Genomic DNA, 12,169 nt, shown 5'->3' with positions numbered 1-12,169 from the left:
CATATATCATAATTAGTTATTATTATTTTATACTACCTAATATGATCCGTACGTTCACAAAACAAACATTTCTCGAGTGGAAATTATGAGCTCCACGCATCCGTTAACTGCATTTAGTGCAACTATTCCTCAGAAAGTTACTTAAAAAGATAGTTAGTTGTATTTCGTGCAGTTAAATTTCTGGTTTTCCTTTAATTGCACTAGATTCACCCTTTTTAGTTGCACGAAGTGCAATTAAATGGCTTCTAAGGACCAACTACGCAGGTATAAGTGTACAAAGTGCAATTAGAGAAAGCTTTGGAGTGGGCGGTCTTCTTCCGGAGGAAATAGTCACTGATCAAGCTTTTTCAAGCGATAATTATGAGCTCCACACATCTGTTAATTGTATTTAGTGCAACTATTCCTCAGAATGCTCCTTCAAAAGATAGTTAGTTGTATTTCGTGCAGTTAAATTTCTGATTTCCCTTTAATTGCACTAGATTCACCCTTTTTAGTTGCACAGAGTGCAATTAAATGGCTTCTAATGACCAACTACGCAGGAATAAGTGTACAAAGTGCAATTAGAGAAAGCTTTGGAGTGGCGTTCTTCTTCCGGAGGAAATAGTCACTGATCAAGCTTTTTCAAGCGATAATTATGAGCTCCACGCATCCGTTAACTGCATTTAGTGCAACTATTCCTCAGAATGCTCCTTTAAAAGATAGTTAGTTGTATTTCGTGCAGTTAAATTTCTGGTTTTCCTTTAATTGCACCCAGTTTACCCTTTTTAGTTGCACGAAGTGCAATTAAATAGCTTCTAGGGACTATCTACTCAGAAATAAGTGTACAAAGTGCAATTAGAGAAAGTTTTGGAGTGGGCGGTCTTCTTCCGGAGGAAATAGTCACTGATCAAGCTTTTTCAAGCGATAATTATGAGCTCCACGCATCCGTTAACTGCATTTAGTGCAACTATTCCTCAGAATGCTCCTTCAAAAGATAGTTAGTTGTATTTCGTGCAGTTAAATTTCCGGTTTTCCTTTAATTGCACCGAATTCACCCTTTTTAGCTGCACGAAGTGCAACTAAACGGCTTCTAGGGTCTATCTACGCAGAAATAAGTGTACAAAGTGCAATTAGAGAAAGCTTTGGAGTGCGCGATCTTCTTCCGGAGGAAATAGTCACTGATCAAGCTTTCTCAAGCGATAATTATGAGCTCCACGCATCCGTTAACTGCATTTAGTGCAACTATTCCTCAGAATGCTCCTTCAAAAGATAGTTAGTTGTATTTCGTGCAGTTAAATTTCCGGTTTTCCTTTAATTGCACCGAATTCACCCTTTTTAGCTGCACGAAGTGCAACTAAACGGCTTCTAGGGTCTATCTACGCAGAAATAAGTGTACAAAGTGCAATTAAGTCTGAATAAGCTGCTTGAGCGAAATCTGGATTGCTTAAAGCTAGGCCAGCTAGAGCTAGATCAGCTACAGCTAGGCCAGCTACAGCTAGGTCAGCTAGAGCTAGATCAGCTAGGCTTAGATCAGCCAAATTCCCCTTCGATAAATCTAGCTAGATTCTTACGTTGACCACGAATAAGAGTACTCTTTTTGCATAATTTTCCTTGTCCATGTTACTGTATAACTGAACAAAGGAGTGAAAATATGGAGACGATTCTAATCATAGAGGACGATGCCAAGCTGGCAAGCTTGCTGAGCACGTACCTATCGAAATATGGGTTCCGTACAATTATTGTAGAGGATTTCAACAGGGTGCTGGAGACTTTTAATGAAAGCTCGGCTGACCTTATCTTACTGGACGTCAATCTGCCTAAATACGATGGGTTCTACTGGTGCCGCCAGATTCGTTCCCTCTCACTCTGCCCGATTCTGTTCATTTCTGCACGGGATAGTGGAATGGATCAGGTGATGGCGCTTGAGAATGGCGGGGACGATTATATCACTAAGCCTTTTCACTATGAGGTTGTACTTGCCAAAATCCGCAGCCACATACGTAGAGCATACGGTTCATACTCACAGACTCAAGAAGAGCATAAACTCCAATCTGGAGGTTTAATCCTCTATCCTGAACGATATATGATCCAATACGACGGGTACACGAGTGAGCTAACCCAAAAGGAAGCGGTTCTACTGGAAGCTTTACTGCTTAAGGAAGGACGAGTGGTTAACCGGGAGCGTCTGCTCGATCTCATGTGGAAGGATCAGCATTTCATAGATGACAATACATTAAATGTCTACATAACCCGTGTCCGCAAAAAGCTCAAGGATCTCGGTCTTGGCGACATTGTGGAAACCGTAAGAGGCGCTGGCTATCGGCTTAATGTCTCTAAGGATACGCCATGAGGCTTTTTTGGAGAGACCAGATCTCACTGATCCTATTCTATCTGCTTCAGATGCTGCTTATCCCTTTGCTGTATTGGCTGTCTGGTGAGAACAGACCGATCTCTATCATGCTTTATGGAATCGCCTTGAGTACCGTAGTTCTATTGCTATATCTAGGCTACCGATACGTTCAGCACCGGAGATTGTATGCAGCATTAAGCGAACCTATGGACATGCTCCAAAAACATCTTGTTTCCTTAGGAGACACTCCTCTTTCAGAAGCTATCCATGAGTTATTGCAGCTGATTGACCGCCAGTATCAGGAGCAAGTGAATGCGCATGCGCGCCAGATGGATCAGCATATCGTATTCATGAATCGCTGGGTTCATCAAATGAAGACCCCGCTCTCTGTAATTCAGCTTACGCTAAAGGATCTTGAAGAGGAGGCTGCCGCAAGTATTCAGGAGGAACTGGAACGTCTGCGCGGAGGGCTGGAGATGGTTATCTACACTTCAAGACTTGACCGATTTGAAAATGATTTTCAAGTTGAACCGTTACTTCTGCGCAAAACCGTTAGTGAGGCGGTAGCCGAAAATCGCAGACTATTCATACGCCGGGGTATAAAAGTAGATGTACAGGTGGATGCCAATCTCGCGGTATATAGCGATGCTAAATGGTTAATGTTTATGCTGGCCCAAATCTTAACCAATGCCGTAAACTATACCTCCGGTACTGGCAAGACCGTTACCCTCTCAGCTCAGCGTGTGGGCACCGACACGATTCTGGATATTACCGATCAAGGGATCGGCATTTCTCCTGAGGATCTGAAGCGGGTCTTTAATCCCTACTTTACGGGTGACCGCGGACGACATTATCATGAATCGACGGGGATGGGACTGTATCTCGTCCGGGAGATTTGCAACAGGCTCGAACACAAGGTGGATATTCAGTCCCGGCTCGGGGAAGGAACCCGTGTGCGGCTTATTTTTAGCAACAGTGATCATCTACAGAAATAATATTGAGGGGACTTCATCGTCATTATTCATGGCTTTGAAGCCTCCTTCTTCTTTATAGGCTACTTATCTCTCAACCCATTCTCCACAAGGAGAATGGCGAACATAACCTTAACGTCTCTGTAAGGAAACCTTAAGGTAAATCCATAGCAGCTAATCTCTCGATCTTATAAATTATATACATAACCCGTTCCCCGAATAAGGCGGATGAAATCATTTTTGTATTGGAAGGAATGAATGATATGAACGTATTGGAAGTCAAAGGACTTCATAAGGTATACCCTGGCAAAATAGTGACCCAAGCCCTCACCGATATTCATCTTAATATTGAAAAAGGTGAATTTGTCGGAATTATGGGACCGTCTGGTAGCGGTAAAACAACACTGCTCAATATGGTATCCACAATCGACCAGCCGTCCTCTGGCGAAGTGAATATCAATGGCAGCAACCCTTATCTTTTGAATAAAAAAGAGCTCGCTCACTTTCGCCGAAAACAGCTAGGCTTTGTGTTTCAGGACTTCAACCTGCTTGAGACATTAACCGTCGCCGAAAATATTGTGCTGCCCCTGACTTTGGATAACCGTAAGCTCTCACAGATGGAAATCTTGCTTCAAAGAGTCGCTGAACGCTTAAACATTACCGATATTCTGAGCAAACGCACTTATGAAATTTCAGGGGGACAACGTCAGCGGACCGCAATTGCCCGGGCGATCATCACCTCTCCTTCGATTATTTTGGCCGATGAGCCTACGGGTGCGCTTGACTCCAATTCTTCGCGGATGGTGATGGAATCGCTGGAGGATATTAACCACAAAGAAGGCACCACGCTAATGCTCGTAACACATGATCCACTGGCAGCGAGCTACTGCAACCGAATTGTTTTTATAAAAGACGGCAAACTAGCAGCGGAAATTCACCGGGGAGATAACCGTCAGGCCTTCTTCCAAAAGATTATCGATACACTTTCGTTCTGGGGAGGGAATAGTCATGAACTTTCCTCAATTCGCGTTTAATAATGTACGCCGTAATTCGCGCGCTTATTTTGCTTTTTTCTTAAGCAGTGCTTTTATGGTCATGATCTTTTTCTCTTATTCAGTCTTTATTTATCACCCTAGTATTACCAACATCGCGCTGGGTGCGAATTCAGCCTCCGGCATGCAAATTGCTTCTTACATTGTGTTTATCTTTGCGTTCTTTTTCGTACTATATTCGATTAGTGCGTTTCTGAAAATGCGTAATCTGGAGTTCGGCATACTGATGATTTTAGGCGCACGCCCTGGCCAGATCAACAAGCTGATTCTTATAGAAAACATGCTGATCGGACTGCTCTCTATAGTAACAGGTGTGTCTTTCGGCATGCTTTTATCCAAGTTATTCTTGCTGCTAAGCACGACAATTATGGGCATGGAGCCACTACCCTTTTATTGGCCAATGAAGGCGTTAATGATTACTTCTATCTCTTTCATTTCATTATTTCTGGTCATTTCGATCTTCACATTATTGTTCATTCGTAAACATCAAGTTCTTGAACTGCTTAAGGGAAATGTTAAACCTAAAAAAGAACCCCGTGTCTCCTTGTTGTTCTCGCTCTTTGGGCTTCTACTGTTGACCGTCGGCGCTCTCGCGATTCGGAAGCAATTGTCCCCGTCCTCACTGTTAGTCGCCGCTGTCACAGGTATCGCTGGAACCTACTTTTTCTACTCTCAGTTATCTGTATTGGGCATTCGCCTACTAAAACTAAGACGCAAACAGTTGTGGCGCGGAACCAATCTGCTGTGGATTTCCGAGATGAGTTATAAGATTAAAGACAATGCAAGAATGCTGTTCCTTGTAACTGTGGTTACCTCGCTTGCCTGCATGGCTTCGGGAATTCTTTTATCGATTAATCAAGCGAACTCAGACCTCTATAAAAAATCCCCATTCGCTGTGAGTTATACGATTTATGATCCGAAGGATGAAGCACCAGATTTAGAGCCCATTCACACTAAATTAAAGAATGCTAAAGTCGAGTATACAGAGAATAAAGTAGATCTAATCTCTGCTTCCATTCAAGGAATCGATAAGGAAATAATACTTGGAATTGATCTGATCTCCCGCTCACAGTTCAATCAACTGGGCTTACAGATGGATGTATCCGAGGTTGGACCCTTGTCTGAAAAAGAAGCTGTATTGCTGCTGAACCCACATATGGATTCACAGAATTATGCTGCTAATCGAGCGATTCATTTGAAGGTTCAAAAAGATGAGGAACTGATGTTAAAAGAATTACGAACACCAAAGGTGCATCCAGTAGATCCAATGGCCACCTCACTTCTAATCGTAGATGACAACTTATATCATAAGATTTCAAATTCAGCAGAGAAGTACACGAGACCTTATGTGAAATATCTATACAAAATCCCTGCATGGGACGGTCCTACACCTAATGACAGCTCAGCTGAAGCTGTTGTCACCAGAGACCTTATCCAATGGAATAAAGCCGCTAACAAGGCTAACCATCAATACAGCTCTATACTGGGATCGCGAGCAGACAGCTATCTATCGACCAAACAGGGAGCCGCCATGCTTAGCTTTATAGGAATTTTTATCGCACTGATCTTCTCGCTTTCATCGGCCAGCTTTCTCTTTTTTAAACTTCATACTGAGCTCAACACAGATAAGCAAATGTATAATGCTTTGTCCAAAATCGGTTTAAGTACTAAAGAAATGTCAGCTTCTGCTACCAAACAGATTTCTGTGCTTTTCTATATTCCGATTATTATTGCCACCATTCAGACCCTTGTCGTGATACGCCCGATACTGAAACAGATTAATATCACAAATGTAACTGTGCCCGTGCTTACTACATCTGCTGTATTTCTGGTTGTGCAAACTATCTATTTCCTTATTGCGAGATCACGGTACATTCATAGTCTCAAGAAAATAATGGTGTAACACCATGTTGAAAAGAATCGTAACCCTGGATGTACTTCGCGGCTTGGAACTTATGGCAGCACCAAAAGGTTCTCTAGCTGATCAATAGGCAATTTGCTATAGTTAGTAAACTATTACTAATTAATGAGGCAAGGAGGTTCCTGATTTATGTCCAAGGCTGATCACATGTTATCCATTCTCTGGATGCTCAAGCAACGGGGAAGAACCGCCGGGGAACTAGCAGAAGCGCTAGAGATCAGTGTCCGCTCTGTCTATCGTTACATCGACGCGTTATGCATCAGTGGCGTACCCATTATCGCGGATAGTGGACCTGGTGGTGGCTATAGCCTTCCGGAGCATTTTTCCGAGGTCCCGTTATTCTTTGACTCCGACGAACAACGTTCCCTCCTGCAAGCCGCCTCCTTTGCGCGGGGAACTGGATATCCTTATGTAGAAGCTCTAGATCAAGCAATCGCCAAACTGAAACGGTACAGCAATGCGCAGCAATTAGAACAGATGGAGCGTCATGAGAGCGGGATAGAAACCATCCACTCCCCTGCTGCGCCGCTTCCCCACCTACTGCAAGAGCTTGAATTAGCGACGGCGAACGGACATACCCTCCAGATGGAATATCGGAAGGGAAACGGGGAGACGATTTCTTCCCGCGCTATTGATCCTTATGGACTTGTCCTGTGGAAAGGGCAATGGTACACCGTTGCTTATTGCCATCAGAGGCAAGAAATTCGGTCTTTCCGAGTCGATAGAATAACTGAACTGCACCGCACAGAAGCTCTGTTTGCCCGTCCTGCTGACTTCTCTGCACGTGATTTTTTGTTAAAAAGCTTGCTGCCCACACCAAATACTCCAGAGAAACTCATAGCAGTAGTCATCGCCGCCGATGAAGGAATCCTGAACGATCTATGCAGTCATTGGCTGTTTGGACATGCGCTGGTGCAGCGCATTGACGGACAAGCCCGTTTTCAAGTCGATGAGACCTCCTTACTGACTTATGCGCCTTACTTCTTGTTGCCTTATGGATCAACACTACGAATCCTAGAGCCTTTAGCTCTGAAACAAAAGCTGTCCGCTATAGCTACCGATCTGGCAGCTTATTATAAAACTTAAAATGATTATTTTAGGATCACTGACCGTAGTTGTCAGTGATCCTTTTGTATAGTGTAAATAAGTCTAAGGGAATAAATGATTGTACAAACCAAGGAGGAATAAGGAATGAAAGAACTTCACTATGAATTTTATATTGGCGGAACACCTGAGCAGGTATGGGAGACTTTGATCTCTCCCGAAGGTACTAAACAGATTTACTACGGGAGCGTAATCCAATCCACTTTTAAAGAAGGTGAATTGCTGGAATATGTTGGTCCCGGTGCAGATGGCGATGAAACGATACATGTATATGGGACTCTGCTGGAGTTCACTCCACAAAAAGCGTTTCGTTTCACGCATAAGGTCGGCCCCTCCTATCATAAGGGTACAGAAAGATATGAATCGCGTATATCTTGGCTGCTTGAACCGGTGGGTGGAACTACTAAGCTTACGCTTATCCACGATGAATGGCATCCTGATGATCCTTCATATGCTGGCAGTATCAACGCCTGGTGGCAGGTTCTGAGTAATATTAAAACCTTGGTCGAGACCGGACGTACACTTGATTTTGGCAGCTGGTCGTAATTTTAATGTTAATTAAGAATTAAGCTCAACCCTGCGGAAAAGAGCGTACAAGCCCTCTTTCGTCAGGGGCTTTTTTTGCTTAATTTTATTTTGCCTAAGGGAAACATTCTTGTTGCAGGGACAAAGTTGTTGCCATATACTAATGTTGTGCCAGACTACAAGAAATGTTCTAATACACAAAATAAAAACCGTAGGCGGTAAAAATATAAATGAAAGAAGGGATCTCATGACTGGAACAACTATTCCTTTATCAGAGGCTGCAAAGGGTAGCACGCTGCGCATCAGCGACATTGAAGTTCAAGGTGTGCTTAGAAGAAGATTACTGGACCTCGGGTTCGTAGTCGGGAATATCGTAGAGGTGTTGCGGCGTAGTCCATTAGGAGATCCTATAGCTTTTCGGGTAAGCAATACGACCATTGCATTGCGTAGAGAAGAAAGTTCTTTAATATTCGGAGAATTAATTGGAGGTGTAGAAGCATGAGTCAGTTCACCGTCGCTTTTGCAGGCAATCCTAACACCGGAAAAAGCACACTATTCAACCTGCTAACCGGCATGCGACAGCATACTGGAAACTGGGCAGGTAAAACCGTCATTACTGCCGAAGGCGAATTCAAACACAATAACCATTCATACCTCGCGGTAGATTTACCAGGAACGTACTCCCTATACTCAAATTCCGCGGATGAAGAAGCGGCTAGAGATTATATTATTTTTGAACAGCCAGACGTGACACTTGTAGTGCTTGACGCTACTTCGCTGGAACGTAATCTCAATCTTGCCTTGCAAGTACTGGAGATTACCGGACGGGCGGTTGTCTGCATCAACCTCATTGATGAAGCACGTAAGCTGGGCATCGACATCAACCTGAAGAGTATCTCCAAACGTCTCGGCGTACCCGTCGTTGCGATATCGGCACGCAATAAAATAGGGATCGATGCCTTATTGGATCAAGTGGAGCGAGTGGCTACAGGCTCATTCACAGCGCAGCCGCTGCGGATTAGTTACAACGAAGAGATCGAACGGGGAATTGCCGAGCTTACACCATTGGTAGAGCAAACCATCGGTACCAAATATCCCGCTCGCTGGATTGCACTGCGCTTATTGGACGGTGATGACAGCCTGCTTACTTCACTTAAAGAGCATATGAAAAGCAAGGATTTACCCGAAGCAAAGGAGGTCATCGGCCATGGAGTCACTGCCTATCACTAAGGGATCTGACGCTCTAGATTCCCTATTGTCCACCGCAAAAAAGCTCGCTGACGGCGGAGCCATTCGGGATGAGATTGTCAGTGGTATATATGGCGTATCCGCAGGCATCTGCGGAGATGCAGTTACTTATCGGGATAAGAAGAAACTGAACAGCACTTACAAGCTGGATAATATCGTGACCTCCAAAATTTGGGGTTTTCCCATCATGCTCGCCATTCTCGGTGTCGTATTCTGGATTACGATTGCCGGGGCTAACTACCCTTCTAGCTGGCTCGCTTCCTTCTTTGGCTTCATCGAAGGATATCTGACAGCGGGATTTGAGGCTCTCCATGCCCCTGCTTGGCTGCACGGCGTGCTTGTGCTTGGCTTGTATCGAGGCACCTCATGGGTAATCAGTGTCATGCTGCCACCGATGATGATCTTTTTCCCCGTATTCGCTCTGCTTGAGAATTTCGGGTATCTGCCACGCGTTGCGTTTAACATGGACCGACTGTTCAAAAAATCAGGTGGTCATGGCAAGCAAGCTTTAACCATGTCCATGGGCTTCGGCTGTAACGCGGCCGCTATCCTCTCCACACGAATCATCGAATCGCCGCGTGAACGAATGCTGGCTATACTGACCAACAATTTTGTCCCTTGCAACGGCCGCTGGCCCACGCTGATTTTATTGTCTTCCTTATTTATGGCAGGAGCCGCTACGACAGGCGCGCTTCGTACATTCACCACTGCCTCCGTCCTAATGGGAATGGTTCTAATCGGCATAATTGTTACCTTAACCGTTTCCTGGGTCATGTCCAAAACTGCGCTGCGTGGGGTTCCCACACATTACACATTGGAGCTTCCTCCCTACCGCCGTCCACAAATCTGGAAGACCATACTTATTTCCTCCAAAGATAAGTCCCTTAACGTACTTACTCGGGCTATCGTCGTTGCTGCCCCTGCCGGGATTATCACTTGGATTCTAGGCAATCTGTTTATTGGCGGCGATTCTGTACTGAATCATATGGCTGCATTCTTTGATCCGTTCGCACATTTGCTTGGCATGGATGGCTTTATCATCATGGCCTTTATTCTTGGACTTCCTGCGAATGAAATCGTATTGCCTATCCTGCTTATGGGCTATATGTCCTCAGGCGCTATGGTTGATATCGACAGCTTAGGCAGTATCAAAGATGTCTTTCTCTCACATGGCTGGACCTGGCTGACCGCACTCAACATGATGCTGTTCTCCCTGCTCCACTATCCTTGTGGTACGACACTCGTGAACATTTACAAGGAAACAAAAAGCATGAAGTGGGCCGTTCTCTCAGCAGTCATTCCGCTGGGTATCGCCATCGGAGTAACCTTTGCTGTCGCTCAGCTTGCCCGGTTATTTGGGTGGGTGTGACGAGGGTGAGGTAGGCTTGCGATCTAAACTCAAGTGACATCACAACTGACTTCAACTGATTTCAACTTACATCGCAAAAATTCATCATTAACTCACTAAATTCACCTTAATCACATCACCCAAATTAACCTTGCTACACGGAATTCACCTTACTTTACCTTACAATCTAAAGTTCAACTTGCTTCACAAAATTCTGCCCTCCTTGAACTGATATTTAAGGAGATTCTCCCTCAAATTCGAACTTTATAGGCGCGCGTTAAACTTTTTGCGGAATTTCTCCCTGATAATCGATCTTTATAAGCACACATTGGACTTTTTGCGGAATTTCTCCCTAATAATTAGCCGATTATAGGCAAAAAGGGCAATTTCCGCAGAATTTTAGGGAGGAATTCCCCAATTATCGCTATTAATGAGTAAAACACGATAAAATCAGGGAGGATTTCCCTAATTATTGATTCTAGATGGTTCCGAGCTACACTTGAGCACCAGCACCAGCACCAGCACCAGCACCAGCACTAGACCTGCATCGCCCTTCCACACATACCAACTCTAGACCTACGCCGCCCTTCAGCACACACCAGCATTAGCATCAGTACCTTTTCGCCCACCAACATACTCCACCACTGGTCCACCAACACAGCCCAACACCAGTTACTCAAGGTCTTCTCAAACAAATAAGCGGTCGCTCGGATGTTTATCCCGAGCGACCGCTTATTTTATCACAACCCCTTATATACTCTTACGTCCTAACTTGATCCCACCATTACATTACATGACGTGACTCTACAGTTAGAGTCATTTTTTGCGCGTTCCATCATTTCTACGACGGTATAGAACAGCCCCAGCTATAGCTGCTAGAACGATAATTATTCCACTAATCCCCACATTAACAAGTGGAAAGGAATCACTGTCCCCAGCCGGGTTCCCCGTTTGATCAGGCTCATTACTCCCAGCTTCTGACTCCGGTGAATTATTCGGGGTTACCTCCGGAGAAGCGGTAGGCCTTGTAGGCGAAATACCCGGTCCCAGCTCTTTTAGATCCACTGAGTCAGCGGTTAGCCGCTTAGTTCGACTGCATAAACTAGCCTCCAGATTACCAGAGTCTCCGCCGTCTCTAGCATAAGCATAGACAATGTAACTTTCCCCTTCCACAAATTCAAAGCCGCAGCTTGCAGAAGATAAAGCCGTAGTTAATGTAACTTGATTCCCCTTGACCCCTTTCCAGCTGGAATCCACCTCAAAGGTTACCTTTACTGGATCAGCAGAAGAAATTATGTTCCCCTGTGACGGCTCCTTCATATCCACTACTTTTCCGACAAAAACAGCTGTACTTTTCTCAAGAGCTTCCAGTGGCTCCGCAGGCATAACACAGGAACAGGCGTAAGTGACCGAGGGTCGTACCGTCAGCAAAGCCGTAAATATTAATAGGACACCTAGAAATATCATCATTGGACTTCGGAAATTGAACTTTCGGAAATTGATCTTTCGCACTTTGATAACCCCCTTCTTTACCTTACAGACGGAGCAAACGTGGAAAGTGTTACAGGAATTGCCAAACAAGTGATACAAGTCTATCCGGTAGCAATTAATCTAAACTTCTTCTTTAATTCCTCTAATCTTCTTTAACTCCTCATATCCTCTTCATTAATC

General features: G+C 44.5%; 11 protein-coding genes. 9 read left to right on the top strand and 2 right to left on the bottom strand.

Annotated elements, in window-relative coordinates:
- Window positions 1–1,355: 1,355 nt before the first annotated feature.
- Window positions 1,356–1,517, bottom strand: a complete 162-nt coding sequence (locus tag MHH89_RS27350; RefSeq protein ID WP_341088586.1) for a hypothetical protein — start codon at window positions 1,515–1,517, stop codon at window positions 1,356–1,358.
- A gap of 113 nt (window positions 1,518–1,630) precedes the next feature.
- On the opposite strand from MHH89_RS27350, the gene MHH89_RS27345 reads away from it, so the two are divergent.
- From MHH89_RS27345 to MHH89_RS27305, 9 genes are all read left to right on the top strand, one after another.
- Complete coding sequence (locus MHH89_RS27345) at window positions 1,631–2,329, top strand: response regulator transcription factor (RefSeq protein WP_076282065.1); 699 nt, start codon at window positions 1,631–1,633, stop codon at window positions 2,327–2,329.
- Entirely contained in the window at window positions 2,326–3,324 is a 999-nt protein-coding gene (locus MHH89_RS27340; protein WP_312148953.1) for a sensor histidine kinase, read from the top strand. Before MHH89_RS27345 ends, MHH89_RS27340 begins: the two co-directional genes overlap by 4 nt.
- Window positions 3,325–3,563: 239 nt before the next feature.
- On the top strand, window positions 3,564–4,334 hold the full coding sequence (locus MHH89_RS27335; protein ID WP_036679832.1) for an ABC transporter ATP-binding protein: 771 nt from the start codon (window positions 3,564–3,566) through the stop codon (window positions 4,332–4,334).
- Window positions 4,309–6,255, top strand: coding sequence for an FtsX-like permease family protein (locus MHH89_RS27330; protein ID WP_076307419.1), 1,947 nt, complete (start codon window positions 4,309–4,311; stop codon window positions 6,253–6,255). The genes MHH89_RS27335 and MHH89_RS27330 overlap by 26 nt, the downstream gene beginning before the upstream one ends.
- Window positions 6,256–6,402: 147 nt before the next feature.
- On the top strand, window positions 6,403–7,359 hold the full coding sequence (locus MHH89_RS27325; RefSeq protein WP_076280460.1) for a helix-turn-helix transcriptional regulator: 957 nt from the start codon (window positions 6,403–6,405) through the stop codon (window positions 7,357–7,359).
- Window positions 7,360–7,464: 105 nt separating this feature from the next.
- A complete protein-coding gene (locus MHH89_RS27320; protein WP_076104700.1) occupies window positions 7,465–7,923 on the top strand; it encodes an SRPBCC domain-containing protein in 459 nt (152 codons plus the stop codon).
- Window positions 7,924–8,149: 226 nt separating this feature from the next.
- Window positions 8,150–8,404 carry a FeoA family protein gene (locus MHH89_RS27315; RefSeq protein WP_036679839.1) on the top strand — a complete coding sequence of 85 codons (255 nt, stop codon included), beginning with the start codon at window positions 8,150–8,152 and terminating at the stop codon, window positions 8,402–8,404.
- Complete coding sequence (locus tag MHH89_RS27310) at window positions 8,401–9,132, top strand: FeoB small GTPase domain-containing protein (RefSeq protein WP_076130631.1); 732 nt, start codon at window positions 8,401–8,403, stop codon at window positions 9,130–9,132. Before MHH89_RS27315 ends, MHH89_RS27310 begins: the two co-directional genes overlap by 4 nt.
- Window positions 9,110–10,519, top strand: coding sequence for a nucleoside recognition domain-containing protein (locus MHH89_RS27305; RefSeq protein WP_076220490.1), 1,410 nt, complete (start codon window positions 9,110–9,112; stop codon window positions 10,517–10,519). The genes MHH89_RS27310 and MHH89_RS27305 overlap by 23 nt, the downstream gene beginning before the upstream one ends.
- Window positions 10,520–11,314: 795 nt before the next feature.
- On the opposite strand, the gene MHH89_RS27300 is transcribed toward MHH89_RS27305, so the two are convergent.
- On the bottom strand, window positions 11,315–12,010 hold the full coding sequence (locus tag MHH89_RS27300; RefSeq protein WP_341088584.1) for a hypothetical protein: 696 nt from the start codon (window positions 12,008–12,010) through the stop codon (window positions 11,315–11,317).
- Between the last annotated feature and the right edge of the window lie 159 nt (window positions 12,011–12,169).

It is taken from the genome of Paenibacillus sp. FSL H7-0323, assembly GCF_038002725.1.
Classification (GTDB): domain Bacteria; phylum Bacillota; class Bacilli; order Paenibacillales; family Paenibacillaceae; genus Paenibacillus_AQ; species Paenibacillus_AQ odorifer.
The sequence above is the reverse complement of the archived record's forward strand: the minus strand, read 5'-3'. Positions and strand labels throughout refer to the sequence as shown.